20 protein-coding genes are annotated in these 26,579 nt (G+C 66.2%); 13 read left to right on the top strand and 7 right to left on the bottom strand.

Annotation, left to right across the window (positions count from 1 at the left end):
- Positions 1 to 58: 58 nt before the first annotated feature.
- On the bottom strand, positions 59 to 592 hold the full coding sequence (locus tag L6Q67_RS21440) for a DUF2062 domain-containing protein (protein WP_296574665.1): 534 nt from the start codon (positions 590 to 592) through the stop codon (positions 59 to 61).
- 203 nt (positions 593 to 795) lie between these two features.
- Here L6Q67_RS21440 and L6Q67_RS21435 point away from each other — a divergent pair, with 203 nt between their 5' ends.
- The 3 genes from L6Q67_RS21435 to L6Q67_RS21425 are packed head-to-tail and all read left to right on the top strand — an operon-like array spanning position 796 to position 4,698.
- On the top strand, positions 796 to 3,045 hold the full coding sequence (locus tag L6Q67_RS21435; RefSeq protein WP_367171661.1) for a DNA internalization-related competence protein ComEC/Rec2: 2,250 nt from the start codon (positions 796 to 798) through the stop codon (positions 3,043 to 3,045).
- 58 nt (positions 3,046 to 3,103) lie between these two features.
- Positions 3,104 to 4,012, top strand: coding sequence for an alpha/beta hydrolase (locus L6Q67_RS21430; RefSeq protein WP_296574660.1), 909 nt, complete (start codon positions 3,104 to 3,106; stop codon positions 4,010 to 4,012).
- Complete coding sequence (locus tag L6Q67_RS21425; RefSeq protein ID WP_296574657.1) at positions 4,012 to 4,698, top strand: DUF599 domain-containing protein; 687 nt, start codon at positions 4,012 to 4,014, stop codon at positions 4,696 to 4,698. The genes L6Q67_RS21430 and L6Q67_RS21425 overlap by 1 nt, the downstream gene beginning before the upstream one ends.
- Here the strand turns inward: L6Q67_RS21425 and msrB are convergent, their stop codons facing one another.
- The 3 genes from msrB to L6Q67_RS21410 are packed head-to-tail and all read right to left on the bottom strand — an operon-like array spanning position 4,699 to position 7,198.
- A complete protein-coding gene (gene msrB, locus L6Q67_RS21420; RefSeq protein ID WP_296574654.1) occupies positions 4,699 to 5,097 on the bottom strand; it encodes a peptide-methionine (R)-S-oxide reductase MsrB in 399 nt (132 codons plus the stop codon).
- Positions 5,098 to 5,140: 43 nt separating this feature from the next.
- A complete protein-coding gene (locus L6Q67_RS21415) occupies positions 5,141 to 6,316 on the bottom strand; it encodes a DUF2863 family protein (protein WP_296574650.1) in 1,176 nt (391 codons plus the stop codon).
- Between the two features lie 57 nt (positions 6,317 to 6,373).
- Positions 6,374 to 7,198: a pyruvate, water dikinase regulatory protein gene (locus tag L6Q67_RS21410; RefSeq protein ID WP_296574648.1), complete on the bottom strand. Its 825-nt coding sequence runs from the start codon at positions 7,196 to 7,198 to the stop codon at positions 6,374 to 6,376.
- 283 nt (positions 7,199 to 7,481) lie between these two features.
- On the opposite strand from L6Q67_RS21410, the gene ppsA reads away from it, so the two are divergent.
- From ppsA to L6Q67_RS21395, 3 genes are all read left to right on the top strand, one after another.
- Entirely contained in the window at positions 7,482 to 9,851 is a 2,370-nt protein-coding gene (ppsA, locus tag L6Q67_RS21405; protein WP_296574645.1) for a phosphoenolpyruvate synthase, read from the top strand.
- A gap of 139 nt (positions 9,852 to 9,990) precedes the next feature.
- Entirely contained in the window at positions 9,991 to 12,915 is a 2,925-nt protein-coding gene (locus L6Q67_RS21400; RefSeq protein WP_296574642.1) for an SUMF1/EgtB/PvdO family nonheme iron enzyme, read from the top strand.
- A gap of 105 nt (positions 12,916 to 13,020) precedes the next feature.
- Positions 13,021 to 13,878 carry a hypothetical protein gene (locus tag L6Q67_RS21395; RefSeq protein ID WP_296574638.1) on the top strand — a complete coding sequence of 286 codons (858 nt, stop codon included), beginning with the start codon at positions 13,021 to 13,023 and terminating at the stop codon, positions 13,876 to 13,878.
- 72 nt (positions 13,879 to 13,950) lie between these two features.
- Here L6Q67_RS21395 and L6Q67_RS21390 read toward each other — a convergent pair whose 3' ends face one another.
- Positions 13,951 to 16,053, bottom strand: a complete 2,103-nt coding sequence (locus L6Q67_RS21390) for a bifunctional 2',3'-cyclic-nucleotide 2'-phosphodiesterase/3'-nucleotidase (RefSeq protein ID WP_296574634.1) — start codon at positions 16,051 to 16,053, stop codon at positions 13,951 to 13,953.
- Between the two features lie 142 nt (positions 16,054 to 16,195).
- Here L6Q67_RS21390 and L6Q67_RS21385 point away from each other — a divergent pair, with 142 nt between their 5' ends.
- Both L6Q67_RS21385 and L6Q67_RS21380 read left to right on the top strand, forming a co-directional pair.
- On the top strand, positions 16,196 to 16,696 hold the full coding sequence (locus L6Q67_RS21385; RefSeq protein WP_296574631.1) for a pyridoxamine 5'-phosphate oxidase family protein: 501 nt from the start codon (positions 16,196 to 16,198) through the stop codon (positions 16,694 to 16,696).
- Positions 16,693 to 18,048 (top strand): pyridoxamine 5'-phosphate oxidase family protein, encoded by a 1,356-nt coding sequence (locus tag L6Q67_RS21380; RefSeq protein WP_296574628.1) that lies wholly within the window; start codon positions 16,693 to 16,695, stop codon positions 18,046 to 18,048. The genes L6Q67_RS21385 and L6Q67_RS21380 overlap by 4 nt, the downstream gene beginning before the upstream one ends.
- Before the next feature lie 18 nt (positions 18,049 to 18,066).
- On the opposite strand, the gene L6Q67_RS21375 is transcribed toward L6Q67_RS21380, so the two are convergent.
- Positions 18,067 to 18,564 (bottom strand): cytochrome C, encoded by a 498-nt coding sequence (locus tag L6Q67_RS21375; protein ID WP_296574624.1) that lies wholly within the window; start codon positions 18,562 to 18,564, stop codon positions 18,067 to 18,069.
- A 182-nt stretch (positions 18,565 to 18,746) separates the two neighbouring features.
- Here L6Q67_RS21375 and L6Q67_RS21370 point away from each other — a divergent pair, with 182 nt between their 5' ends.
- From L6Q67_RS21370 to L6Q67_RS21355, 4 genes are all read left to right on the top strand, one after another.
- The gene (locus L6Q67_RS21370) at positions 18,747 to 19,190 is read left to right on the top strand and encodes an NfeD family protein (protein WP_296574616.1); all 444 of its coding nucleotides are present in this window, start codon (positions 18,747 to 18,749) and stop codon (positions 19,188 to 19,190) included.
- A 21-nt stretch (positions 19,191 to 19,211) separates the two neighbouring features.
- Positions 19,212 to 20,072, top strand: coding sequence for an SPFH domain-containing protein (locus L6Q67_RS21365; RefSeq protein ID WP_296574613.1), 861 nt, complete (start codon positions 19,212 to 19,214; stop codon positions 20,070 to 20,072).
- 75 nt (positions 20,073 to 20,147) lie between these two features.
- On the top strand, positions 20,148 to 21,125 hold the full coding sequence (locus L6Q67_RS21360) for an ABC transporter permease (RefSeq protein WP_296574611.1): 978 nt from the start codon (positions 20,148 to 20,150) through the stop codon (positions 21,123 to 21,125).
- Positions 21,125 to 22,543: an ABC transporter permease gene (locus L6Q67_RS21355; RefSeq protein WP_296574728.1), complete on the top strand. Its 1,419-nt coding sequence runs from the start codon at positions 21,125 to 21,127 to the stop codon at positions 22,541 to 22,543. Before L6Q67_RS21360 ends, L6Q67_RS21355 begins: the two co-directional genes overlap by 1 nt.
- A 6-nt stretch (positions 22,544 to 22,549) precedes the next feature.
- On the opposite strand, the gene L6Q67_RS21350 is transcribed toward L6Q67_RS21355, so the two are convergent.
- Positions 22,550 to 23,947, bottom strand: a complete 1,398-nt coding sequence (locus L6Q67_RS21350; RefSeq protein ID WP_296574606.1) for a wax ester/triacylglycerol synthase domain-containing protein — start codon at positions 23,945 to 23,947, stop codon at positions 22,550 to 22,552.
- A gap of 184 nt (positions 23,948 to 24,131) precedes the next feature.
- On the opposite strand from L6Q67_RS21350, the gene L6Q67_RS21345 reads away from it, so the two are divergent.
- Positions 24,132 to 26,399, top strand: coding sequence for an EAL domain-containing protein (locus tag L6Q67_RS21345; RefSeq protein WP_296574604.1), 2,268 nt, complete (start codon positions 24,132 to 24,134; stop codon positions 26,397 to 26,399).
- Positions 26,400 to 26,579: the final 180 nt, after the last annotated feature.

Below are 26,579 nucleotides of genomic sequence, written 5' to 3'. Positions count from 1 at the left end.
TTCGCCGAAAAAACAAAACCGGAAGCCCAGGCTTCCGGTTTTGCTTTTTATGGCTTCTTCAGCGGCGTCGGCGCCGGTGCCAGTGGTGGATCAGGTAGGTCCGCCAGGCAAGCCGGGTGAGCAGGTAGCCGGCAAGGGCGAGGCCCGAGGCCAGTACGATCAGGCCCAGGGCCAGGGGGCGGCCAAGATCGGCCATCCAGGTTCCGAGGGCAGAAATCCAGTTCAGCAGATCGCCACCAGCCCATTCGGGCGGGGGCGTGAAGCCCACCGTGCCGGCGCCCAGCAGCCCTTCGCCGATGGAGAAGGCCAGGATGTAGAGCGGGACGATGGTGAAGGGGTTGGTGTAGAGAGTGGTGAACAGGGCCAGGGGCAGGTTGACCCGGAGCGCCATGCAGGCCAGCGCCGCGCCGAGCATCTGGAAAGGGCCGGGGATCAGGCCGCAGAACAGGCCGATGGCAACGGCGCCGGCGGCCGAGTGGCGGTTCAGGTGCCATAGCCGAGGGTGGAGCAGGGTCGTGCCGAAGGGCGCGAGCCAGCGGTTGGCGGCAAGCGACGTGGGGTCGGGCAGGTAGCGTTTCAGCAGTCGTCGCATGGGCGGTGGGAGTGGGGCAGCCGGAGGCGCCAAGGCTGCGTGGATTCTAACCGAGGCCGGGGGCCTTGGTGATTCGGGCCGCTCGGGCTAGATTTCGCGCCATGCGGATTATGTGTTTGGGATTTTTGTTGGGCGTCCTGCTGTGCCAGACGGGCGCCAGCCTGCCTGCGGGTGGGGCACAGCTTGCGGCGGCGGCCGGGGCGATGCTTACCCTTGGCCTGGCCAGGGCGGCGCGTCCCTGCTCCGGTGCCACGATGCGCCGGGCCCTGCTGGCGCTGATGCTGCTCGGGGCTCTCCTGGCTGGTTGGGGCTACGCCGCCTGGCGTGCCGACCTGCGGCTGGCTGACAGCCTGCCGGCCGAGTGGGAAGGGCGCGACGTGGCGCTGACCGGTGTCGTGGCATCCCTGCCCCAGGACTTCGAGCGGGGCGTGCGTTTCGATTTTCATGTGGAAGACAGTGCGGCCCCGGTGCCTCCGGTGATCTCCCTGGCCTGGTACCGGGGTTTTCGGGACGGGGAGATGCACACTCTGCCCGGGATACATGCGGGTGAGCGCTGGGCGCTCACCGTGCGCCTGAAGCGCCCCCACGGCAACGTCAATCCCCATGGCTTTGACTACGAGGGCTGGTTGCTGCAGCAGGGCGTCCGGGCCACGGGCTATGTGCGGCCGGCGGAGGGCAACCTGCGTATCACGGCCCGGGTGCCGGGCCTGATGTACGCCATCGAGCGTGTCCGTGAGGCGGTGCGTGAGCGCTTTCGCCAGGCACTGCCCGACGGGCCCTATGCCGGAGTTCTGGTGGCCCTGGCGGTGGGGGATCAGCGTTCCATCCCGGCCGGGCAATGGCGGCTCTTTGCCCGCACCGGCATCTCCCACCTGGTGGCCATCAGCGGCATGCACGTCACCATGGTGGCGGCCCTGTTTGCCACCCTGGCGGGGTGGGGCTGGCGCCGCACACCGGCCCTGGCCCTGCGTTGGCCGGCCCAGCAGGCGGGCGTGCTGGTGGGGTTCTGCGTGGCGCTGATTTACTGCCTGCTGGCGGGGTGGGGCGTGCCTGCCCAGCGCACCCTCTACATGCTGGGCTGTGTGGCTCTGGCCCTGGTGCTGCGCCGGGATACGGCCCCCAGCCGGGTGCTGGCCCTGGCGCTGGGGGTGGTGCTGGTGCTCGATCCCTGGGCGGCCACGGCTGCCGGCTTCTGGCTGTCCTTCGGGGCGGTGGCCTTGCTGTTTCTGGTCAGCACCGGGCGGATCGGGCCGGAAGGGCGTCTGGTGGGTGTGCTGCGCACCCAGTGGGCGGTCACCCTCGGCCTGGTCCCGGCCTTGCTGGTGCTCTTCCAGCAGTTCTCGCTGGTTTCGCCCCTGGCCAACGCGATTGCGATTCCGCTGGTGAGCTTCATCGTCACGCCCCTGGCGCTGCTTTTTGCGCTGCTGCCCCTGCAGATCCTTGCCGATCTGGCCCATGGCAGTTTTGCGCTGACCATGGTCCCCGTGAGCTGGTTGGGGAGCCTGCCTTGGGCGGCCTGGCATCAGGCCGCGCCGCCGCCGGCCCTGGCCGTGACGGCCACCCTGGGTTGCCTGTGGGCCCTGCTGCCCAGGGGCACGCCGGCCCGCTGGCTGGGGCTGGCGACGCTGATCCCGCTGGTGCTGTGGACTCCGCCGCGTCCCCTGGCCGGTGAGGCCCGGGTCACCGTGCTGGATGTGGGGCAGGGCCTCGCCGTGCATGTGCAGACGGCCACCCATGATCTGCTCTACGACACCGGGCCGGCCTTCTCGGCGGACGCCAACAGCGGCGAGCGCATTCTGCTGCCGTATCTGCGGGCCACCGGGGTGCGGCGATTGCAGGCGCTGGTGGTGACGCATCAGGACAATGACCACGCCGGGGGCGCCGAGGCTGTGCTGGACGGCATTCCGGTGGATCAGGTGCGCAGCTCCCTGCCGGAGAATCATCCCGTGCGCCTGATTGCCGGCGTGCGGGATGTGCCCTGCGCCGCGGGGCAGGCCTGGGTGTGGGATGGCGTCCGCTTCGACATGCTGCATCCCGCGCCCGGTGCCGTGGCCGGCAAGACCAATGACCAGGCCTGCGTGCTGCGGGTGGAGGCTGCAGGCCGGCGCCTGCTGCTGACCTCGGACATCGAGGCTGTTTCCGAGGCCGGTCTGCTGCAGCGGGACGCAGCGGCCCTCGCCAGCGACGTGCTGGTGGTGCCCCATCATGGCAGCCGGACTTCGTCCACGGCGGCCTTCATCGCCGCCACTTCGCCGCGCTGGGTGGTGTTTCCGGTGGGCTACCGCAACCGTTTCCGGCACCCCAACCCCGAGGTGTGGGCCCGCTGGGCGGCCAGTGGTGCGGGCATGCTGCGCACGGATGAAGCCGGGGCGGTCAGCTTCGAGCTGGGCGGCGCCGGGCTGCTGCCCGAGGCGGAGCGGGGCCGGCAGCCGCGCTATTGGCACGGGCGCTGAGGCTTTAGGGGTGGTCGGTGGATGCTATCCTTGGCCCGTTCCCTTCAAGTGCCCTGCCATGAGCTTTCCTGACAGCCTTCGCCAGACTTCTTCCAGTACGCCGGCCTCCAGCCTGTTGCCTCGGCAGCACAGCGTCCAGTGCATCGGTGCCCATGGCCTGCACCGCATGGCCTACACGGAATGGGGCGATCCGGCCAATCCCCGGGTGCTGGTATGCGCCCATGGCCTGACCCGCAACGGCCGGGATTTCGACGACCTGGCCCGGGCCATGGCGCCCCATTACCGGGTCGTCTGCCCCGACGTGGTGGGGCGTGGGCGCAGCCCCTGGTTGCCGGTGAAGGACGACTACCAGCTGCCCACCTATGTGGCTGACATGGTCACGCTGATCGCCCGGCTGGGTGTGGATAGCGTGCACTGGGTGGGCACCTCCATGGGCGGCCTGATCGGCATGCTGCTGGCCAGCCTGCCCGATACCCCGATCCGCCGGCTGGTGCTCAACGACGTGGGGCCGCTGGTCACCCTCAGCTCCATTCAGCGCATCGGCCAGTACGTGGGGCAGGCTCCGGTGTTTCCCAGTCCGGAGGCGGCGGAGGCCTACATCCGCGCGGTCAGCGTGCCCTTCGGGCGCCTGACGGATGCCCAGTGGCGGCACCTCACCGAGTTTTCGATCAAGGAGGCGGAGGGTGGCTGGGTGATGCGCTACGACCCGGGCATCGCCGAGCCCTTCCGCAAGTCGCCCCTCGTTGAGGACGTGGATCTGTGGCAGGTGTATGACGCCATTGCCTGCCCGACCCTGGTGGTCCGAGGTGCCGAGTCCGATCTGCTGCTTCCCGAGACGGCGGCCGAGATGAGCGCCAGGGGCCCCCGGGCGCGGCTCGTCGAGGTGCCGGAGGTGGGGCATGCCCCGGTGTTGATGGATCCGGCACAGATCGCGCCGATCCATGACTTCCTTCTGGAGGCGGGCTGATGCAGGGGGCCTGGCTGACGGCCTTTACGGCCGTGGATTGGCTTGCCCTGATCTGGTTCCTGGTGTGCTGGTTTGGCTACGGCTGGGTGGTGGAGCATGGCCCCGGCGGCACCATGCGCGGCCTGCTCGGGGCCAGCCACTGGTTTCGTGAGGAGTGGGGGCGCCAGCTGCTGCGGCGCGAGGTGCGGGTGGCGGATTCGGCCCTGATCGGCAACCTGATGCAGAACGTGTCCTTCTACGCCAACACCACGATCTACGTGATCGCCGGCCTGCTGGCCCTGCTCGGTACCATGGACAAGCTGATCGATGTGGCGTCCGACCTGCCCTTTGCCCGGCATGTGTCGCGGGAGGTGTGGGAGGTGAAGCTGATCCTCTTGCTGCTGGTCTTCGTGGTGGCCTACTTCAAGTTCACCTGGGCCCTGCGCCAGTTCAACATGCTGTCCATCCTGATCGGTGCGGCGCCGCCGCCGGGTGAAGGCACCGAGGAGGATGCCCAGCGTTTCGCCAAGGTGAACTCCCTTGCCGGTGACGAGTTCAACCGGGGGATCCGGGCTTATTACTTCGGCCTCGCGGCGGTGTTCTGGTTTGTCCAGCCGTGGGCCTTCGCGGCGGTGACCACCCTGATCGTGCTGGTGCTCTACCGCCGGGATTTCATGTCCCAGACCTACGCCGCGATGCGGCGCTAGTCATTCGTCCTGCTGGAGCTTGACCGACACCGAGTTGATGCAATAGCGCAGCCCGGTGGGGGCGGGGCCATCCTCGAAGACGTGGCCCAGGTGGGCGCCACATTCCCGGCACAGCACCTCGGTGCGCACCATGAAGTGGCTGCGGTCCTCGGCTTCTTCAACGTTCTCGGGGGCCGCTGCGCTGTGAAAGCTCGGCCAGCCGCAGCCCGAGTCGAACTTGTGGGCCGACGAGAACAGGTCGGCGCCACAGCATGTGCACACATACTTCCCAGGCTCGGAGCAATCCCAGTAGCGCCCGGTGAAAGCGCGCTCGGTGCCCTTCTGGCGGGTCACTGCGTATTCCTCGGGCGTCAGCAGGGCACGCCATTCGGCATCACTTTTCTGGATCTTGCGGGGCATGAAGGTTCTCCAGGGCGGGCGGGGCGAGCCCCGCCCGGTTGCTTCAGTGCAGGTGCTTGGGCATCTGCTCGGCCTGCTCTTCCGGCAGTTCGGCGTGCACCGCCTCGCCCTCGGGGGAGGGGTACATGGGGGCGCCGCAGTCGTCGCAGTATTCCATCGGAAACTCGTTGTCGAGGATCAGGATGTCGGTGATGCCGCAGGCCTGCAGGGTGGCTTCGATCTGGCCGAGGGTCTCGCTGCTTTCGTCCTCGGCGCCCAGCAGGGGCCACACCACGCCATGCACCACGTCGCTCTGGCCGCTCAGGGTGAAGCCGATGCGGAACTCCTCCACCTGGCGCTCGAAGAAGGGCGCCACCACGGCCCGGACCCCGGCAGCGGGGGTATCGAGGGTGGTGCTCAGGAAGGCCACCGAGGCCTGGATCGAGTAGGGGCGGGAGGCCTTGTCGGCTTCGCGGCTGGCCGCAAAGTAGGCGTTGGGCAGCACCACTTCAAAGGCGCAGCCGGTGAGCAGCGGGGCCACGCAGGCGCCGCCCTGGGCGCGCCACTGTTCCAGGGCCTGGTCACGGCTGCAGTCTTCTTCCTGCCAGCGGAAGATGGGGGCGCCCTTGGGCACCATCACCGCGCCCAGCAGGTAACGGTTGTCGGAGAGGAACTGGGCGGTTTCCGGCAGGTTGTCGGTCTTGATGTGCAGGTCGGTGTCGGCTTCGGCGGCCTTGCCCAGGTGGGTGGCGAAGTCGGCCGTGGCGCAGTAGCCCTGGGGCAGCTGATCCGGGCTGAACAGGAAGTCGGCGAGGGCCAGCTTGACCCCGGTGGCCAGTACGTGGGCCTTGAGATGGACCCGCAGGTTGGCCATCACGGCGGCGGCGATGGGGGCGGCCGGAATGCGGTAGCGCGACCAGGCCATCACCGGTGCGGCGATCAGCAGCACGTCGTGCTGATCGTCCGACTTGAGGGCGCCTTCGGCCCGCGACTCGATCATGTCGGCGAGTTCGTCGTAGGCGTGGACGCTGGAAGTAGCCGAGCTGAGGTGGTCGAGGGCGGTGGTGAGGGCTTCTTCATCCTCGGCCCGCAGCAGGCCATCCACGGCGTCGGCCAGGCGCTGGTCCCAGAAGTGATCTTCGGCGCGGCTGCTGGAGTCGGCCAGGCCATTGGCGAGCCACAGGAGTTGTTCGGCGTCGCGCGGCAGTCCGCCGCGGCGCCCGAGTCGGTTGCGTTTCATCGGGGCTCTCCTTGTTATATGAATTGGACAGGGCAGGGAGGATGGTGATTCCGTACTTCAGTACGAGGCGGGATCGAGCCGCACTTCCTGCAGGATGATGGTGGAGATCTCTTCGATGGACTTGGCGGTGGAGTCCAGCCACTTGATGCCTTCGCGCTTCATCATGCGCTGGGCGGCCTCGATTTCGTGCAGGCAGTTGTCGATGGAGGCGTAGCGGCTGTTGGGGCGGCGTTCCTGGCGGATCTGGGACAGGCGGTCGGGGCCGATGGTGAGGCCGAAGAGCTTGCTGCGGTGACGGGTCAGCTCGACTGGCAGCTTGTTGCGCTCGAAGTCTTCGGGGATCAGCGGGTAGTTGGCGGCCTTGATGCCGAACTGCATGGCCAGGTACAGGCTGGTCGGGGTCTTGCCGGAGCGGCTCACGCCCACCAGGATCACGTCGGCCTCTTCGAGGTCGGCGTGGGAGACGCCGTCATCGTGGGCCAGGGTGAAGTTGATGGCCTCGATGCGCCGCTTGTAGTCCTGGCTTTCGGCAATGCCGTGGAAGCGCCCGGCGGTGTGGGTGGAGCGCTGGCCCAGCTCACTCTCCAGGGGTTCGATGAACTTCTCGAACAGATCGAGGAAGAGCGCGTCCGCCTCGCGCAGGGCGGCTACCGCCAGCGGGTCGACAAGGGTATTGAAGACGATCGGCCGGATGCCGCTCTCGATGGCCGCGTCCTTGATGCGCAGGGCGCAATCGTGGGCCTTTTCGGGGGTGTCCACGAAGGGCAGGCGGTGGTGGCGGAAGCGGGTTTCCGGAAACTGGGCGAGAAGACTGTGACCAAGGGTCTCGGCGGTGATGCCTGTGCCGTCGGAGATGAAGAAAACGGGGCGGGTCTGGGTCATGGAAGTGCCAACAGGGGAAAGGACATGAGCGCCGGACCCATCCAGCAGGGCCGACGCCGCATCTTATCCCATTCCGGCGATCCGGCCGCCAACAGGCTGACCCGACCGGAAAAACCGGCTCGCGTGGCGCTTCGTGATCGAGTCGGCAGGGCCGGAAAGCCCCGGCGCGTTAGGATAAACCCTGCATGCGGCAGGGCAGCAAATCGCTTTACAATGCGCTCCAACAAAAATATTCACATGCCGCTTTCGACCCTTTTTTCCCTTTTCTCCCAGGAAGATCCCCATGTCCCGTAACGTCATTCCCTTCCAAGAACTCCGCATGACCGATGTGGAGCAGGTTGGTGGAAAGAACGCCTCGCTCGGCGAGATGATCAGCCAGCTGCCCGCCAGCGTGCGCGTGCCCGGCGGCTTTGCCACCACGGCCGATGCCTACCGCGAGTTCCTCGCCTATCAAGGCCTGGCCGAGCGCATCAGCGGCGCCCTCGAGAGCCTGGATGTGGATGACGTGGTGGCCCTGGCCCGCACCGGCGCCCAGATCCGCCAGTGGATCGTGGACACCCCCTTCCCGCCGGCCCTCGAAGCCGAGATCAAGACTGCCTACGAGAAGCTCACCGCCGAAGGCGAAGGCAGCTTCGCCGTGCGCTCCTCCGCCACCGCCGAAGATCTGCCCGACGCTTCCTTCGCCGGCCAGCAGGAATCCTTCCTGAACATCCATGGCTACGAGAACATCCTCCACGCCATCAAGGAAGTGTTCGCATCCCTGTACAACGACCGCGCCATCGCCTACCGCGTGCACAAGGGCTTCACCCACGCTGAAGTCGCCCTGTCCGCCGGCGTGCAGCGCATGGTCCGCTCCGACATCGGCGCCTCCGGCGTGATGTTCACCATGGACACCGAGTCCGGCTTCGACGGCGTGGTCTTCATCACCGCCTCCTACGGCCTCGGCGAGACCGTGGTGCAGGGCGCGGTGAACCCCGACGAGTTCTACGTCCACAAGGCCACCCTGGCCCAGGGCAAGCCCGCCGTGATCCGCCGCAACCTCGGCTCCAAGCTCATCAAGATGGTCTTCGCCGAGAAGAAGGAAGCCGGCAAGTCCACCCGCACCATCGACGTGGCCGAAGCCGAGCGCAATGTTTACTCCCTGACCGACGCCGACGTGCTCGAGCTGGGCCGCTACGCCATGATCATCGAGAAGCACTACGGCCGCCCGATGGACATCGAGTGGGGCAAGAGCGGCGACGACGGCAAGCTCTACATCCTCCAGGCCCGCCCGGAAACCGTGAAGAGCCAGCAGTCCGGCCACGTCATGGAGAAGTACCGCCTCAAGCAGTACAGCAAGTCCCTCACCCACGGCCGCGCCATCGGCCAGAAAATCGGCGCCGGCCAGGTCCGCGTGGTCAAGGACGCCTCCGAGATGGACCGCGTCAAGGCCGGCGACATCCTCGTCACCGACATGACCGACCCCAACTGGGAACCGGTGATGAAGCGCGCCTCCGCCATCGTCACCAACCGCGGCGGCCGTACCTGCCACGCCGCCATCATCGCCCGTGAGCTGGGCATCCCCGCCATCGTCGGTTGCGGCAACGCCACCGAAGTGCTGGAAGAGAACGACGAAGTCACCGTGTCCTGTGCCGAAGGCGACACCGGCTACGTGTACCGCGGCAAGCTGGAGTTCGAAGTCGTCACCACCGACATGGGCAACCTGCCCGACATCCCGGTGAAGATCATGATGAACGTGGGCAACCCGGAGCTCGCCTTCGAATTCGCCCAGATCCCCAATGGCGGCGTCGGTCTGGCCCGTCTGGAGTTCGTCATCAACAACATGATCGGCATCCACCCCAAGGCCATCCTCGAGATCGGCCAGGTGCCGGCCAGCCTGCGTGCCGAGATCACCCGCCGCTCCCGCGGCTACGCCACCCCCAAGCAGTTCTTCATCGAGAAGCTGGTGGAAGGCGTCGCCACCATCGCCGCGGCCTTCTACCCGAAGCCCGTGATCGTGCGCCTGTCCGACTTCAAGTCCAACGAGTACCGCAAGCTGCTGGGCGGCGAGATCTACGAGCCGGAAGAAGAAAACCCCATGCTGGGCTTCCGTGGCGCCTCCCGCTACATCTCCCACAGCTTCCGTGACTGCTTCGAGCTCGAATGCGCCGCCATGAAGAAGGTGCGCAACGAGCTGGGCCTGACCAACGTGCAGCTGATGGTGCCCTTCGTGCGCAACCTGGACGAAGCCAAGGGCGTGGTCGACCTGCTGGCCGAGCACGGTCTCAAGCAGGGCGAGAACGACCTCAAGCTCATCATGATGTGCGAGATCCCCTCCAACGCCCTGCTGGCCGAGCAGTTCCTGCAGCACTTCGACGGCTTCTCCATCGGCTCCAACGACCTGACCCAGCTCACCCTGGGCCTGGACCGCGACTCCGGCCTGGTGGCCCACGCCTTCGACGAACGCGACCCGGCCGTGAAGATGCTGCTGTCCATGGCCATCAGCGGTGCCAACAAGCTGGGCAAGTACGTGGGCATCTGCGGCCAGGGCCCCTCCGACCACGCCGACTTCGCAGAATGGCTGATGGACGAAGGCATCCAGACCATCTCCCTCAACCCGGACACCGTGGTGGATACCTGGCTGAAGCTGGCGGCCCATAGCAAGGGCGAGTGATCCCGCTTCTGCGCTGAGCAGCAAATAAGGCCGGCCCGTCGAAAGACGGGCCGGTTTTGTTTTTGGGGTTGGCGGCGTGGATGCCGGGGGGCTTTCTGGCATAGTCTGTGCCGTCGTCATTGTTTGTCTTGCCGCCGCCATGTCACCCCGCAAGCTCCGTAAGCAGGTCTACGTATCGTCCACCTTTTCCGATCTGGAGCAGCACCGGGCTCACCTGAAGCTCGCGCTGGAGAAGGCCGGCTACGACGTGGAGTGCATGGAGCGCTACTCCGCCTTCGATACCCGGCCGGCGGACAAGTGTCTGGCCGACGTGGCTGCCTGCGATGTGTATGTGGTGCTGGTGGCCCTGCGCTACGGCCATATCCCCGCGGACGACAACCCGGCTGGCAAGTCGATCACCGAGATGGAGTACGACAAGGCGGTTGAAACGACACGCCCTAAGCTCGCCTTCGTGCTCGACATCGACGACGAAGACTTCGGCTGGCCGCTCAAGCGCTGCGACAAGGACTGTCAGGACGCCAACTCAAACATCGCCCGTTTCCGCGAGCGGGTCGGCAACGAACTCGGCCGGGCACTCTTCACCACCCAGGAAAGTCTTGCTACCGCGGTCCTTCAGGCCCTGCGCCAGCAGGAGATTACGGAGATGCCCGCCGGCGAGCGCGACCAGGCTCAGATCCGCGAGGCCTACCTCGACTGGTTGCGCCGCGAGTGCGACAGCGTAGAACTCCTCGGGCTTGACCTGAAGGAAAGCCGCAACGTTGGCCTTGGCCACGTCTATGTACCGGCGGTGACCAACGCGGACGTGAAGGGCAACCGCAAGGGTATCAACCTGGACAAAGGCCCCTTCCTGCTGCTCGACAATCTGGGGCGCAGTCCGCTCTACGTGCCCGGTGCCGCGGGCTCGGGCAAGTCCACCTTCTGCCGCTGGCTGGCCCTGGTTGTCGCCGAGGGGCGGGTTCCCGTGCACCGGCAGATCGCCGTCGATGAAGAGAAGTTCGCCGAGACGCTGCCGGATGCGCTCGCCGGGCGGCTGCCGCTGCTGGTCCGCCTGCGGGACTGGGCCAGCCACGGGGAGTTTCTTGCCGGTCGTGGCCGCTGGACCCGCGCGCAACTGGAAGCCAGCTTCGCCGGTTGGCTCGATAAGACCCGCCCCGGCGAACTCACGGGGGAAACCTTCCGGGCCGAGCTCAAGGCGGGCCGCTGCCTGCTGATCCTCGACGGCGTGGACGAAGTGCCCGAAAGCCGGGGCGACGATCTTCCCCGGCGCAACCTGCTCACTGGCCTTGCCGACGCTTTGCCGGCGTGGCGCAAGGCCGGCAACTGGCTTCTCCTAACCAGCCGCCCCTATGGGCTCGAAGCGGAGGATCAGCGCCGGCTTGGCCTGCCCATAGCTGAACTTGCCGATCTGCCGTATCCACTGCTGCGGCTTTTCGTACGTCGCTGGTTCGATGCTGCCGATCCCGCCAATGCTGAGGCCAAGTCCGACGGGCTATTGACGCACCTCGCCCAGCGGGACGATCTGGCCGAGATGCGAGCTAACCCCATGCTGCTCACCGCCCTGTGCGTGAAATACGACGAAGGCCGGCGCCTGCCCCAGGATTTCTACGCCCTCTACGACGCGGTGGTGCGACAGGTGCTCTACAAGCGTTGCGACACCGAGAGCGAACGGGATCAGGCCCGCAACCGGCTGGCGGCCATCGCTCTGGGCATGCACCGCGGCGAATCAGCTACGCCCAGGCAGACACCCGAGGCCGAGGTGACGGTTGAAGAGGTGGACCGCATCCTCGCAACGCTGGCGGAGGTGGATTGGGTCAGCGAATCCGGTGCGGCCGATGCGGGCGCCAAGCGTGAGTTGCTGCTGTCCGACTCTGGCCTGCTCCTGCCCCGCGACAACCGGCGTGCGGCCTTCTATCACCTGAGTTTCCAGGAGTTCCTGGCCGCCGAGCGCATCCGGACCTTGTGCGAATTGCCCGAGAGCATCCTCGCCCGCTACGCCGGTACCCCCGCCTGGCGGCGTACCCTGCGTTTCCTGTTCTGTGCCATCGTCGAGCGGGACAAGGCCGAACGGGCCGTCACCGCCTGGCAAAGTCTGCTTCCCGCCCTCGAACCCGTGGCCCTGGAGGCCAATCCAGCGCCGGCCCTGGTGCTTGCCGACAGCCTGGAGATCATCCATGCCAAGGGTTGGTCGCTGAACGAGGTCTCCAAAGCGCCGCTGCTTCGCGCCTGCGATCACGCCCTGCATCATCTACCGCCCGACATACGTGCCCAACTCTGGCTGACCCGGGGGCGCCTCGGTCTGGATGACCGCCCCGGCGTCGGATTGCGCTCCGATGGCTTGCCGGACATTGCCTGGGAAGCCTGTGAAGCGGGGGACTTTCTGTACGGCAGCGCAAAAGAGAAGCGCACGCTGACAACACCCTTCCACATCGCCCGCTACCCCGTCACCCACCGCCAGTTCCAGGCCTTCATCGACGCCGGGGGCTATGGGCAGGATGAGTGGTGGGCTGGCTTGGCAGAGCGGCCCGAGGTGACCCCGGCCGGGTGGTCCGAATCCAATGCCCCTCGTGAGAGCGTCTCTTGGTACGAAGCGACGGCTTTCTGTCGCTGGCTGGATGCACAACTCAGGGCTGCGGGTTTGCTTCCGGCGGGCTGGCGGGTGAGGTTGCCGACGGAGGAACGGTGGGAGCGGGCGGCGCGTGGCACCTATGGCCGGGAATATCCCTGGGAAGGGGATTTTCGTTCGGGGCTGGCGAACATCGACGAAACCCGGGGTGATGTCGGCCCCTGCAATCTGGGCCGTACATCTCCGGTAGGCCTCTACCCCGAAGGGAAGGCTCCGAGCGATACGCTGGACATGGCCGGCAATGTCTGGGAATGGTGCAGCGATGAGTTCGCTAAGCCGGAGATGTTTGGCCATGTGGGCGAGCGCCCGAGGGTTTTGTGTGGTGGTTCCTGCTTCGACGGCATGCACGGCTGCGGTGCAGCCCAACGTGGCGGGGCCGCCCCCGACTTACGCAGCCGCATTCTGGGTTTTCGGGTGTGTTGCGCAGCCCCCATCGATTGAGCCAGCCCGGATTATGTCATTTCCGTGGCCTCTGCTCGTTCCATCTGGCCCGCAGTAAGATGCGAGCGGGCTTGCCGCCCCACGACAACACACCCGGAGACCCCCATGACCCGTCTTGCCGCTTTCACCCTCGTCGCCCTTGCCCTCCCTTCCATCACCCACGCCATCTGCCCGACCGACCTGGAAGCCGCCGCCGTTGCCGCCGCCATCGTGGCCCGGCAGCCGGTGCCGTTGCCGGCGGGGGAGATGAGTATGGCGGATGGGCTGTGCGGGCAGGGCAAGGTGGTGCGCTTTCTGGGGCAGGCCTTTGGGCCGGTGGTGGGCTACAAGGTGGGGCTGACCAACCCGGCGGTGCAGAAGCGCTTCAAGCATGACGCGCCCCTGCGCGGCACGCTGTTTGCCAGCATGCTGGTGCAGGACGGAGCCGAGCTGTCGGCGGCCTTTGGCACGCGGCCGGTGATGGAGGCCGATCTGCTGGTGGAGGTGGGCGACCCGGTGGCCCTGGCCTGGGCGCAGACACCTGTGGAAGCGCTGAAGGCGCTCAGGACCTACACGCCCTTCATCGAGCTGCCGGACCTGATGGTGGACGATCCGGCGAAGCTGGGCGGGCCGATGCTGGCCATGATCAACGTGGGAGCGCGGGCCGGGGTGGTGGGCAGGGCGGTGCCGGTGAAGGCCACGCCCGGGCTGGCCGAGGCCTTTGCGGCGATGACGGTGACGATGAGCGATGACGGCGGTGCGGTGCTGGATTCGGGCAAGGGCAGCGCGACCCTGGGAAACCCGCTCAATGCGGCGATCTGGCTGGCGCGGGATCTCGCGGCGGCGGGGACTCCGCTGCAGAGGGGCGACCGCCTTTCCCTGGGCTCCTTTACCAAGCTGGTGCCGCCCAAGCCTGGCCTGAGCGTGCGGGTGACCTACGAGGGCCTGCCCGGCAACCCTTCGGTGGGGGTGCGCTTCCGCTGAGCGAGAAAAAGCCCCGGCCGGAGCCGGGGCGCAGGGGCCCCCGGGAGCGGGGGCCGGGAAGGGACTGTTGTTTTACTTGGACAGATCGATGGCGTAGACGCCCAGGCCCTTGCCGCTGCCGTCGTCGTCCTTCACCACGCTGATATTGCCGAGGCCCAGGGTCTGGGCCACGCCGAGCCTGCCGCTGGCCGACTTGAAGGTGACTGGGCCGGTGGTGCTGACCTTGGTGAAGCGCCAGCTGCGGGCGGCGCCGTCGGCGGCGAGGGTCAGGTTCTTGCGGGCCTTGATGTACTCGATGAGCACGTCCCGGTTGGCGTCGGGGGAGGCGTAGATCACGTTGCTGCCGTCCAGACCCGGGAAGCTGCCGCCGCCGGAGCCCCGGTAGTTGTTGGTGGCCACGATGAACTCGGCGGCCGGGTCGATGGCGGCGCCCTTGTAGGTGAGGTTGCGGATGCGGCTGCCCTTGGCCTGGGTCACGTCGATCTCGTAGCTCAGGTCGGCCGAGGTAAACATGTCGAAGTTGTAGCCCGGGAAGCTGGAGATCAGGCCCTGCTCGGTGCTGAGGCTGGGGTCGATCTGGTTGAAGCGTTCGGCGGCCTTTTCCAGCCAGGCCTTGATGCCGGCGCCGTTCACCTTCACCGCATAGACGGTGTTGGGGTAGAGGTAGAGGTCGGCGGCGTTGTTGATGGCGATGTTGCCGGCTGCCACGTCGGTGAAGTCTGACCCACCGGCAAAGCCGCTCTTGAAGGGGGCGCTCACCGACAGCACCGGCAGGCTGGCGTAGGCGGGCAGGTTGGCGGCCACGTACTTGCGCACGTAGTCGGCCTGGGCGGCATTGACCACCTGGATGGCGGACACGTCACCCACATCGGCAAAGTAGCTGGACAGGGCGAAGTCCGACTGGCCGATGGGCGTCTTCACATAATCGATGGCGGCGTTGTGTTCGGTCTGCACGGCGGCGGTGATGCTGGCGTCGGCGGCCACGTAGGTGCGGGCAGTAGCGTCGAGCAGGGTCTTGCGCAGGCTGACCTGGGTCTTGCTGGTGTCGATGGTCCACTTGCCGTTCTTCACCACCAGGTTGAAGTGGATGACGCCCAGGGCCTTGCCCCAGTAGCTGGGCATCACCGCGGGGATGCCGTGGAGGGTGCCCTTCACCTTGTCGACGCCGGTGGCGTTGCAGTCGGTGGTGGCGCAGCCGGCGTTGGGAAATTCGCTGTGGGAGTGGCCCATCAGGATGCCGTCGATGCCGGCCACCTTGGCCAGGTGGTAGTTGGCGTTCTCCATGGTGGCCGAGTAGGCCCGGGCGTCGAAGCCCCCGTGGGAGGCGGCGATGACCAGGTCGGCACCTTCGGCACGGGCCATGGGCACGTACTTCTGGGCGGCTTCGACCACGCCCTGCACATCCACCTTGCCGTCGAGCCAGCGCTTGTCCCAGGACAGGATGGGGGGCGGGGTGAAGCCGATGACGGCGATCTTGACGGTGCTTTCGATGTCCTTGCCGTCCTTGTCCTTGCCCTTGATCTTCCGTTCCAGGATCACATACGGTTTGTAGAGGGTCTGGCCGTCCTTGCGGCTGGTGACGTTGGACAGTACGAGGGGGAAGGCCGGGCCGACGCAGCTGGGCTGGCTGGCCACCGCGGCCATGCCATCCACGTTGAACTTGCTGCCCGTCACCTGGGCCAGGTAGGGCAGGCCGTAGTTGAACTCGTGGTTGCCCAGGGTGCCGGCGTCGTAGCCGATGCTGTCCATGGCCTTGTAGGTGGCCAGCTTCTGGCTGCAGCTCACGGGATTCACCAGGGCCTGGTAGTCGGCCAGGGCGGTGCCCTGAATGGTGTCGCCGTTGTCGATGAGGACCGTGTTGAGGTAGTCCTGCCGGGCCTGACGGATCAGGGTAGCGGTGCGCTCGAAGCCGATGGACTTGTCCTCGGCAAGCTTGAAGTAGTCGTAGCTGACGATGTTGGCGTGGAGGTCGGTGGTCTCCAGGATGGTCAACGGGGCGGTGGCGGATTCGGGGGGCGTGCGGTCATCGCTGCCACTGCCGGCGCAGCCGTGGAGGACGAGGGCGGAGGCGAACAGGGCGCCGATGGCGCGCAGGGGCAGGCGCGGCGTGTGGGGTGCGTGGGTCATGGTCGGGTAGGGGCGGATTGACGTCGGCGCACGGTAACGCCCGGGCATGACAGCGCGTTGAAGGGTGAGTGACGCTGACATGGCGCCGGGATGGCGGCGAAGTGGCGGTGAAGTGGTGGTGCCTTCGGCAGGCTCGCGGAGCGGCACGCTTTCGATTAGATTGAAGTGGTGACCCGTCGTGGAGTGGCCGATGACTTCCCCCGAACTTCTGGATCCCGAGCTGGCGGCCTTCATCACCGGCAACCTGTCCCTGCAGCTGGCGGCGACGGATGCGGCGGGTCTGGCCACGGTGGTGCGCTGCGTGGGGTGCCGGGTGTCGGCCGACCGGCGCCGGGTGACCCTGCTGATGCCCCGCTCCCAGGCAACGCCGGTGCTGGCGGGGATTGCCGCCAACGGGCGGGTGGCGGTGGTCTTCAATGAGCCCTCGAGCTATCGCACCCTGCAGCTCAAGGGGCGCGACGCCCGCATTGAGGCCCCGCTGCCGGAAGATGCGGACGCCCTGCAGCCCTATGCGGCGGGCTTTGCCCGACGCCTGGCGCCGCTGCAGGTGCCCGAGCCCTATGTGCGCACCCTGGTCAGCTGTTCGCCGGAGGATCTGGTGGCGGTGAGTTTCACCCCCCTTGAGGCCTACGCCCAGACGCCGGGGCCCCACGCTGGCCGGCGCCTGGCCCCGGGGGAGTCCGGCGCATGAGCCAACCCCTGAGCCTGGACCGCCTGCGCCCCTGCCTGGAGGGCATCGTGCCATCCGGCATCGCCACCTGCGGGGTGGATGGCATGCCCAACATCACCTACGTGTCGCAGCTGATGTACGTGGACCCGGAGCATGTGGCCCTGTCCTTCCAGTTCTTCAACAAGACCCGGGAGAACATCCTCGCCAACCCGGTGGCGACGGTGCTGATGATGGACCCGGACACCGCCGCCCGTTACCGGCTGACCCTGCGTTACCTGCGCACAGAGACGGCCGGGCCGCTGTTCGAGCGCATGAAGGCCAAGCTGGCGGGGATTGCCTCCCACGAAGGCATGAGCGCCGTGTTCCGGCTGCTGGGGGCGGACGTCTATCGGGTGCAGGCCATCGAGGCGGTGCCGGGGCGGGAGCTGCCGCCCGTCGAGGAGGGGCCGGCCTTGCTGCCGGCGCTGCGACGCAGCGTGGATGCCCTGGCCGCCTGCCCGAGTCAGGAGAGCCTGATTGACTGCTTCTGCACCTGCCTGGAGCGCCACTTCGACATCCGCCACCAGATGCTGCTGATGGCAGATGTCCCCGCGGCACGTCTTTATATCGTGGCGAGCCGTGGTTATGCCCAGCCGGGTACCGGCGCGGAGGTGCCGTTTGGCGTGGGGGTGATCGGGGTGGCGGCCCGTGAGCAGGTGCCGATCCGCATCATGTTTCCGGCCAGCGATTACGCCTACAGCCGCATGTTGCGGGACCAGGCCGCCGCCAGTGAGCTGGCCGGGCAGCTGGAAACCCGCATCCCCTTGCCCGGCCTGGCCGAGCCCGCAAGCCAGCTGGCAGTGCCGGTGATGGCGGGAGGCCGTCTGGTGGCCGTGGCCTATGTGGAGAGCCGCCAGGAATGCCACTTCGGCTACGACCTGGAGGATGCCCTGGTGGCGCTGGCGGCGACCCTGGGCCTGTCGATGGCGGCCAGCCTGTGTGCCGAGGCAGCGGAGGAGCCGGTGGAGGTCCGGGGGGCGCCACCGTCCGCCATGCCGGCCGGCGAGCCGGTGCAGGTGCGCTACTTCAACCGGGACGGCAGCGTCTTTCTGGGGGACGACTACCTCATCAAGGGGGTGGCCGGGGTGATCCTGTGGCGCCTCCTCGGGGATCATCAGCGGACAGGGCGCAGCGAGTTCTCCAACCGGGAGCTGCGTCTCGACCCGGCCCTGCGCCTGCCGGACGTGTGCGACAACCTGGAGGCGCGCCTCATTTTGCTGCAGCGTCGCCTGCAGGAGCGCTGTGGCTGGCTGGGCATCGAGAAGACTGGACGCGGGCGCTTCCGGCTGGTGCTGGCGCGCCCGGTGATCCTGCTGGCGGAGGAGCCCGCCTGAGCGGCCCGGCATCAAAGGTCAGCGCTGGCTGGTCTTCTGGGTAGTGGGGGGCTGGGGCACAAAGACAAAGTGCGGGGTCGGAATCGCCTGCCCCGGGGCCAGCGCGGCGGGGGCTGCCTCGCCCGCGGGGCCGAGGGCGCGCAGATAGCGGTAGATGGCACTCAGGTCGTCCCGGGTCATGGCCTGCAGTGCGCTCCAGGGCATGGGGGGCAGGCCGTTGCCCCGGGCCCGGGTGAGCCAGGCCTCCTCGTCCTGGCTGGCGGCCGTCAGGCGCAGGTTGCCGGGGTAGCTTACGCCCCAGGGGCCGCTGAAGCCGATGGCTGCGCCGGTGAGGCGGGTGGACTCCGGGATCTTGTCGCCGTGCTGGGCGTAGCCGGGCGTGTGGCAGTCGTTGCAGCCGCCAATGGCAATCAGGTAGCGGCCACGGGCCATCGGGTCGGTGTCGGCACTGTGGCCGGGGGCGGACTGGAGCAGGGCGGCGAGCAGGGCTGCCTGAAGGGCGAGGGTGCGGGGCATGGTGTTTCTCCGTGAGGGTTGATGTCCTCAGCGTAATGGGCGGGCCGCAGTCGCGTTCTTAAGAGTCTCGTCGGGAAATCCTAAATAAATGCTAAGGGGGGCCGGAACGATCTGTTTTGGGGTGGGTCTGACCGGCCGATGCCGTGGGTGATGGATGCGCTGCAACACGAAAGGAGTTCAGGGTGAATCTGGAGTGGTGGCACTGGATCGTGCTGGGCGTGGCACTGGTGGTGGCCGAACTGGCCGTGCCAGCCTTCTTCATCATCTGGTTTGGCCTCGGCGCCCTGTTGGTGGGGCTGGCCCTGCTGGTGCTGCCATCGCTTGGGGCGACCGCGCAGGTGGTGCTGTGGATCCTGGCCTCGGTGGCCATGGTGGTGCTGTGGTTCCGGGTGTTCCGGCGTGGTGATCACAAGACCCGCGTCGGTCAGTCGGATGGCGAGGCGATTGGCGAGATCGGCCTGATGGCCAAGGCGGCGGCGCCCTTCGAGCGGGGCCGGGTGCGCTTCCAGAAGCCCTTGCTGGGCTCGGAGGAGTGGGCCTGCGTTGTCGATGAGGCCATCCCGGCGGGCGAGCGGGTGCGGGTGGTGGTGGTGGAAGGCAGTTTCCTGAAGGTTGAACGGATCTGATCCAGGTACAAGGAGCGCGTGATGAGTGATGCAATGGTAGTGGTGCTGGCCATCCTGATCTTCGTGGTGGTGACGATCGCCAAGGGGGTGCGCATCGTGCCCCAGGGCGAGGAGTGGATCGTGGAGCGGCTGGGCAAGTATTTCGGGACGCTGAAGCCGGGCCTCAACATCATCATCCCTTACCTGGACAAGGTGGCTTACAAGCTGGTGACCAAGGACATCATCCTGGATGTGCAGGAGCAGGAGGTGATTACCCGGGACAACGCGGTGATCCTGACCAACGCCATCGCCTTCGTGAAGGTGACCGACCCGGTCAAGGCGGTGTATGGCGTCACCGATTTCTCGGAGGCGATCCGCAACATGATCATGACCACCTTGCGCTCCATCGTGGGCGAGATGGAACTGGACGAGGCCCTGTCGAACCGGGACAAGATCAAGGCCCGCCTGCGGGAGAGCATCGCCGACGAGGCGGTGGACTGGGGGCTGACCGTGAAATCGGTGGAGATCCAGGACATCCGCCCGTCGGATTCGATGCAGAAGGCCATGGAGCAGCAAGCCTCCGCCGAGCGGGAGCGCAAGGCCGTGGTGACCCGGGCCGAGGGGGCCAAGCAGGCGGCCATCCTGGAGGCCGAGGCGCGGCTGGAGTCGTCCAAGCGCGACGCCAATGCCCAGGTGATGCTGGCCGAAGCGTCCGCCGAAGCGATCCGCCGGGTGACGGCGGCGGTGGGTACCGAGACGGCGCCGATGCTCTTTCTGCTGGGTGAAAAGTACATTGCCTCCCTGGAGCGCATGGGCTCCACCGATAACGCCAAGATCGTGGTGCTGCCGGCCGACCTGCAGGAGGCGGTGCGCGGGCTGATCGGGGGTGCAACCCGTCGCTGAGGTGATGAGGGTTGGGGCGGGGGCCTGCTCATCGGGGCTTCGTCATCGGGGCCTGTCCATGTAGGATAAGCGCCCATGTTTGCCTACATCGTCCGACGACTGCTTTACGCGCCGCTCATCCTGCTCGGCGTCAATCTGCTTACCTTTGCCCTGTTCTTCGTGGTCAATACCCCGGAGGACATGGCGCGCATGCAACTGGGCGCCAAGCGGGTGACGCCGGAGGCCATCGAGCGCTGGAAGGTGGAGCGGGGCTACGACAAGCCGCTGCTGTTCAATGCGGCGGCGCCGGGGGCGTCCAGCCTTACGGATACCATCTTCTTCGAGAAGTCCCTGCGCATGTTCGCCTTCGATTTCGGCCGTGCCGACGACGGGCGAGACATCGCCACCGAAATCCGTACCCGCATGGGCCCGTCCCTGGCCATCGCGCTGCCGACCTTCGCGCTGGGCCTGATAGTCACGGTTTCCTTTGCCTTGCTGCTGGTGTTCTTTCGCGGTACCTATCTCGACTTCCAGGGGGTGGTGCTGTGCGTGGCGATGATGTCGATCTCCAGCCTGTTCTACATCATTGGCGGTCAATGGCTGGTGTCGAAGATCTGGCACCTGGTGCCCATCTCGGGCTACGGTGGGGGGCTGGATGCATCCCGCTTCCTGGTGCTGCCGGTGGTGATCGGCGTGATTGCGGGCATCGGTGGCAGCGCCCGCTGGTACCGCACGATCTTTCTGGAGGAGGCCGGCAAGGACTACGTGCGCACGGCGCGGGCCAAGGGCTTGTCCGAACTGCAGGCCCTGTTCCGGCATGTGCTTAAGAACGGCATGATCCCCATCCTCACCGGGGTGGTGGTGGTGATCCCGTCCCTGTTCATGGGTAGCCTGATCACCGAGTCGTTCTTCGGCATTCCCGGCCTCGGCAGCTACACCATCGACGCGATCAACGCCCAGGATTTCCCGGTGGTGCGGGCGATGGTCTTCATTGGTTCGCTGCTCTACATCCTTGGGCTGATCCTGACGGATCTCTCTTATACCCTGGTCGATCCGCGGGTGAAGCTGGAATGATTGACGTGCAACCCGTGTTCCTGTGGACCGATCTGCTCCTGTTCGGCCTGATCACCTGCATTGCGCTGGCGGCCTGGAGCGCGCGGCGCAGCGAGCCCATGCGCGCCGCTTGGCGCCGGGTGGGGGAGAGCGCCGTCGGCATGACCTCCCTGACCATCCTGCTGCTGTTCCTGGTGGTGGGGCTTGTGGACAGCCTGCATTACCGGCCCTACCTGCCGCCGGCGAAGGACGACAAGGTGGTGGCCGGCCGTGGGCCGCTCTCGACAGAGGTGCGGAGCGCCCTCGATGCCCTTGCCGAGCCCCTGCGCACCCGCACCGAGAAAACCTATTCCGCGCCCCTGGCCTATGTGCTCTTTGCCAAGCAGACCATCGAGAAGGCCGATGGTACCCAGCAGCGGGAGTTTCCCCGCCTGAAGTTCGGCGGCAGCGGTCTCCAGTATCCCGAGGAAGATCACACGGGCGATGTGCTGGGTCGGATTGGACTGGGCCTTGCCCTGGCGGCCGGGGCGTGGGGTGTGCTGGCCGGCGCGCTGGTGCAGGGCGTGGCCATGTCGCGGCAGGTGCCCTTTGGCGCGGCCTGGCGGGCCGTGTGGCGTGGCAAGGGTGGCTTGGCCTGGCGGGCGGTGCTGGTCACGCTGGGGCTGGTCTTCCTGTTCGCCGGGCCTGTTGCCGTGCTGGCGGGCGAATATCACGTGTTCGGCACGGACAAGGTGGGGCAGGACGTGCTCTTCCTCACCCTGAAGAGCATCCGTACGGCCTTGGTCATCGGGACGCTCACCACCCTGGTGACACTGCCCCTGGCGGTGGCTTTGGGGATCATGGCGGGTTACCTCGGCGGGTGGGTGGATGACCTCATCCAGTATGTATATACCGTGCTCAACTCCATTCCCGGTGTGTTGCTGATTGCGGCTGCGGTATTGATGATGCAGGTGGTGATCGACACCCATCCCCACTGGTTCGAGACGGCCGCTGAGCGCTCCGACGCCCGCCTGCTGGCCCTGTGCCTGATCCTCGGCATGACCAGCTGGACCGGTCTGTGCCGCCTGCTGCGGGGTGAAACCCTGAAGCTGCGGGAGCTGGAGTATGTGCAGGCAGCCCGGGCTTTCGGTGTGTCCACGGCCCGCATCCTGAGCCGGCATGTGTTGCCCAATTTGATGCACCTGGTGCTGATCGCGCTGGTGATGGACTTCTCGGGCCTGGTGCTGGCCGAGGCGGTGTTGTCCTACGTGGGGATCGGCGTTGATCCGAATACGGTGAGCTTCGGTACCATGATCAACGCCGCCCGCATGGAGCTGGCGCGCGAGCCGATGGTGTGGTGGAGTCTGATGTCGGCCTTCATCTTCATGTTCGTGCTCGTGCTGGCAGCAAACCTATTTGCCGACGTGGTGCGCGACGCCTTCGATCCACGGGCCAGCTGATTGCCGTCAGGGTTTGCGTTTGCGGGCCCGCCGCTGACCTTGGGGCTTGGCGGGGGCGAGCAGGGCCAGCTCGACGCCCAGCCGGTCGGTGATGGCTGAGGGGTCCGGCAGCATGGCCAGGTCGGCAAGCACGCCAATCCGGCAGCTCTCGCCCTGATCGATGATGCTCATCGTTACGCCAAGGTCTCCCGGTGCCGGGCTCCAGTACATTTCCTCGATGATCCTCGCACCGCAGAGCGTGTGCGGGTCGGGTGCAGCGGGAACCCGATAGAGCAGGGCGCTGGTCTTGCTGGCCAGCAGTTTCAGGGTCTGAAGCTGGACGGCCCGGGGTGTCTGGCCCATCAGGCTGAACAGGCCGAGGGCGCGCTGTGCCTCGTAGGCGTCGTTGAAGCTGCGGATCCGACGATCGATCTCCAGCAGCCGGGCGTCAGGTGCGTCGAGGCCGATCGGCAACTCCAGGGGAATCAGCCCGCTGCGATTTCCAAGAACATCGTCAGACGCTTCGTTGCGCAGGTTGACGGGCATCAGCGTGCGCAACTCGCTGCCCCGGGCTGTCGCCTCCTTGCCCAGGCAGTGATGAATCGCGCCGGCCAGTGCCGCCAGGATCACCGCATCTATCGTCGTCTGATGTGCCCGGGCGACCGCGCTGATGTCGGCGAAGGGTAAGGGGGCGCTCCAGCTGGCCCGTTTGTATCCGCTGGCCTGCCCCTTGAGTGGCGAGGCGCTATCGTCCGGCAGGCTGTTGAGCTTGCTGATCTCGAGGGCCAGCGCGGTGCTGGCGCAGGCGTAATCGAAGACCCGCTGCGGATTGAACAGCAGGCCCCAGTATCTGCCCCAGAACGCCCCGGAGAGCTTGATCCCTTCAATGACCGCCCGGGTGAGGGGGGCATACAGCTGATCGAGGAGTCCCTCGGGCCGGAGTCCGCTGTTATCGGGTCGGGCGGTGTCATCGCGCGCGGTAGCCATTGCGCGGAGCAGGCCGGTGATGGCAATGGCGTCCGCAAGCCCCTGATGTATGCGGGCGATGAGTGCGCTGCCCCCTTGGTAGTCTTCGACCAGATGAAACTGCCAAAGGGGCCTGCCTTGATCGAGCGGGCAGGTTGCCAGGGTGCCAACGAGCGTTTCGAGGGCCTCGTGCTGCGCTCCAGGGGGCAGGCTCGTGCTGACAAGGTGCTGTTGCATGTCCACCGGGCAGCTTTCCCAGACGGCGCCAACCCTGTCGTGCAGCACTCGCTGACTGAATCGTGGCAGGGGCAGCAGGCAGTTCTGCAGTTGCGACTCCAGCTGCTGCCTGTTCACCGGCGTTTGCGTGATCATCAGCCCCACCAGCTGCATGGGGCTGCTTGCCTGTTCGATCTGGAACCACACGGTGTCCAAGGTGGCGACGCGTTCCACTGTACTCATGGTGTTTCCTTCCGCGGATGTCCACATGAGGATGCCTGACGTCTTCTTCGGAATCCTGCTGCTTTTCTGAAGCCGTCGCGCAGGCCTGATCTGGCCCGTCCATTAAAGACAGCACGGTGTCGTGCCGTTAGCTGAGGTCTGATCTCGGTAAGCCGACCCGCCCTCGATTGTGGACAAAGCCTCGATGAACATGTTGGCCAGCACTGCCCAAGACGAGTTTGTTGTCTTCCACGATGAGGAGGCGTTACGGCCCATTCCGGATGCTGTCGCGGCGTGGAAAGTGCTTGTCGTGGATGACGATCCGGAAGTTCATCAGGCGACCACCTTTGCGCTCAAGGGGCTGCTCGTCTGCGGCAGACCGCTGGTGCTGCTTCATGCCCGGTCGGCGGAAGAGGCTATGGTGTGCTTGGGGGGCACTGCGGATGTGGCGGTGGTCTTTCTTGATGTCGTGATGGAAAACCACGATTCCGGCCTCGCGCTTGTGCCACGCATCCGGAAGGAGCTTGGCCTGGTCGATACCCGGATCATCCTGAGGACAGGGCAGCCCGGTTACGCCCCGGAGCTGAACGTGATCCGCGATTACGACATCAACGACTATCGGACCAAATCCGAGCTGACCCACACCCGGCTGATCACCACCCTGACAACGGCGATCCGATCCTACGATCAGATCCGGACCCTCAACGATGCCCGCCGAGGCCTCGAGATGCTGGTGGAGACGGGGAATCAGCTCTTCATTCCGCGGGACTCCCGCTCGTTTGCCGAGGCTGCCCTCGGGCACATCGAGGGACTGTTTGGCCACAGGGTGGATGCGGCCTTTTGTGGCCCGGTGTCGGGAAGCAGCGGAGACGGTGAGCAGGAGACCCTCGGCATCCTTGCCGCGACGGGTGCGTTGTCCGGGTTGCTTGGGTACGGCTTCGATGCGCTCGGAGAGCAGCCTCTGGCTGCAGCCCTGCGCAAGGCTCGGGCGCAGCGGGCACATGTCTTCGATGCGGGTTCGGTGTGCCTCTATCTGGGTCGGATGCATGGCAAGGAGGCGCTGGTCTATCTCGATCTTCCAGGGAACGGGGTCGGACCACTGGTGCGTCAACTGATCGAAATCCTGTGCGCCAATCTCCGGGTGAGCTTCGAAAATGTCGTCCTCTTTGAACGCCTTCATTTCTTTGCCTATTTTGATCCCCTGACGAAACTGCCCAACCGGACGCGATTCCTCGATCGTCTGGATGAAGGGCTTGCTGGCTTTGCCGGCGAGCGCTGGACGGTGGGAATCATCGATATCGTGAGGTTCTCGGAGCTGAATGACGCCCTCGGGCATCGCAGCGGCGATCTGCTGCTTACGGAGGTCACACGCAGGTTGAAAGCCCGCCTGGGGGCCGAGGCGCTCGTTGCCCGGGTTGCCGGGGACGCGTTTGGAATCTGCTGGCGTCCTGATGATGAAGAGACGTCGGCGGTGCTGGATGTGTTCTCCGCGCCCTTCGTCGTGCGCGGGCATGCGGTACCCATGCGTGCCCGTGCCGGGTTTGTCCACGCTGCATCCCTTCCTGGCGGGGCGGTGGAGCTGCTGAAACGGGCCAACCTGGCGCTGAGTCATGCCAAACTCGAGGGCGATCAGCACTGGCGCTTCTTCAACTCCGAGATGGAGGCCAACACCCAGAGTCGGGTGCAACTTCTCAATGAACTGCGTTCGGCACTGCACTTGCGCAAGGGGCTGGAACTCCACTACCAGCCCCAGGTATCCCCGAAGACCGGGCGTATCGTGGGTTGTGAGGCGCTCATCCGTTGGGTAAAGCCCCAGGGCGAAAGCGTGGCGCCGGATGTATTCATTCCCCTGGCGGAATACACCGGGCTGATTGTCGAGATCGGCGACTGGGTGTTCTCAGAGGCCTGCAGGCAGATTGTCCAGTGGGATCGGAGCGGGCTGCCGGCCTTCCGTGTCGGTATCAACATCTCCGCGGCCCAGTTCCGGGAGGCTGACTTTGTCACAAAGGTCTCCAGCGTCATTGCGCGCTCAGGTGTCGATCCTGCACGTCTCGAGCTTGAAATCACGGAATCGGTCGCCATGGAGGATCCTGATTCCGTTGCCAGGCAATTGAGGGAGTTGAAGGCGCTCGGATTGAAAGTGGCCGTGGATGATTTCGGATGTGGCTTTTCGTCCCTGGGCAGTCTCAACCGCCTGCCATTCGATCGAATCAAGATTGATCGGGCCTTCGTGCGGGAGCTGACGCCGACCACATCCCAGGACTGCATTGCCCGACTCATTGTCAAGCTTGCGAAGAGCCTTGGCCTGGAAGTGATCGCAGAAGGGGTGGAAACCATCGAGCAGGCGCGCCTGCTCGAAGACATGGGATGCAAGGAGATGCAGGGCTATCTCTATGGACGGCCGATGTCGGCAGAGGCCTTGGAGGGCTGGATCAATCGTGATGCGGCAAGTGAAGACAGGGGGTGGGCGTGACGTTCAGGATTTATTTTCTTAATCTTGTTGACACGTGGTGATTGTTCTTTATAATTCGGCCTCTCTTCGCTGCGGCGCACGATGAAGTGCTTCGGAGCGGTGAAGAGGGTGGTTGGAGCAGGTAGTTGATGTAGAGCTCTGATTGCGGCGTTAAGCGGTTTTGTTTCGGTGTTGGATTTC

It is taken from the genome of Zoogloea sp. (assembly GCF_023150065.1).
Taxonomy (GTDB): domain Bacteria; phylum Pseudomonadota; class Gammaproteobacteria; order Burkholderiales; family Rhodocyclaceae; genus Zoogloea.
This window is presented reverse-complemented; position numbering and strand designations above follow the sequence as displayed.

What these genes read in the sequence shown, in the direction of transcription:
- L6Q67_RS21345 (WP_296574604.1), top strand. Translation starts at nt 24,132, where the DNA reads ATGAACATGTTGGCCAGCACTGCCCAAGACGAGTTTGTTGTCTTCCAC.
- msrB (WP_296574654.1), bottom strand. Translation starts at nt 5,097, where the DNA reads ATGCCCCGCAAGATCCAGAAAAGTGATGCCGAATGGCGTGCCCTGCTG.
- L6Q67_RS21400 (WP_296574642.1), top strand. Translation starts at nt 9,991, where the DNA reads ATGTCACCCCGCAAGCTCCGTAAGCAGGTCTACGTATCGTCCACCTTT.
- L6Q67_RS21425 (WP_296574657.1), top strand. Translation starts at nt 4,012, where the DNA reads ATGCAGGGGGCCTGGCTGACGGCCTTTACGGCCGTGGATTGGCTTGCC.
- L6Q67_RS21385 (WP_296574631.1), top strand. Translation starts at nt 16,196, where the DNA reads ATGACTTCCCCCGAACTTCTGGATCCCGAGCTGGCGGCCTTCATCACC.
- L6Q67_RS21430 (WP_296574660.1), top strand. Translation starts at nt 3,104, where the DNA reads ATGAGCTTTCCTGACAGCCTTCGCCAGACTTCTTCCAGTACGCCGGCC.
- L6Q67_RS21415 (WP_296574650.1), bottom strand. Translation starts at nt 6,316, where the DNA reads ATGAAACGCAACCGACTCGGGCGCCGCGGCGGACTGCCGCGCGACGCC.
- L6Q67_RS21375 (WP_296574624.1), bottom strand. Translation starts at nt 18,564, where the DNA reads ATGCCCCGCACCCTCGCCCTTCAGGCAGCCCTGCTCGCCGCCCTGCTC.
- L6Q67_RS21440 (WP_296574665.1), bottom strand. Translation starts at nt 592, where the DNA reads ATGCGACGACTGCTGAAACGCTACCTGCCCGACCCCACGTCGCTTGCC.
- L6Q67_RS21360 (WP_296574611.1), top strand. Translation starts at nt 20,148, where the DNA reads ATGTTTGCCTACATCGTCCGACGACTGCTTTACGCGCCGCTCATCCTG.
- L6Q67_RS21390 (WP_296574634.1), bottom strand. Translation starts at nt 16,053, where the DNA reads ATGCCCGGGCGTTACCGTGCGCCGACGTCAATCCGCCCCTACCCGACC.
- ppsA (WP_296574645.1), top strand. Translation starts at nt 7,482, where the DNA reads ATGTCCCGTAACGTCATTCCCTTCCAAGAACTCCGCATGACCGATGTG.
- L6Q67_RS21435 (WP_367171661.1), top strand. Translation starts at nt 796, where the DNA reads ATGCTTACCCTTGGCCTGGCCAGGGCGGCGCGTCCCTGCTCCGGTGCC.
- L6Q67_RS21365 (WP_296574613.1), top strand. Translation starts at nt 19,212, where the DNA reads ATGAGTGATGCAATGGTAGTGGTGCTGGCCATCCTGATCTTCGTGGTG.
- L6Q67_RS21410 (WP_296574648.1), bottom strand. Translation starts at nt 7,198, where the DNA reads ATGACCCAGACCCGCCCCGTTTTCTTCATCTCCGACGGCACAGGCATC.
- L6Q67_RS21350 (WP_296574606.1), bottom strand. Translation starts at nt 23,947, where the DNA reads ATGAGTACAGTGGAACGCGTCGCCACCTTGGACACCGTGTGGTTCCAG.
- L6Q67_RS21395 (WP_296574638.1), top strand. Translation starts at nt 13,021, where the DNA reads ATGACCCGTCTTGCCGCTTTCACCCTCGTCGCCCTTGCCCTCCCTTCC.
- L6Q67_RS21380 (WP_296574628.1), top strand. Translation starts at nt 16,693, where the DNA reads ATGAGCCAACCCCTGAGCCTGGACCGCCTGCGCCCCTGCCTGGAGGGC.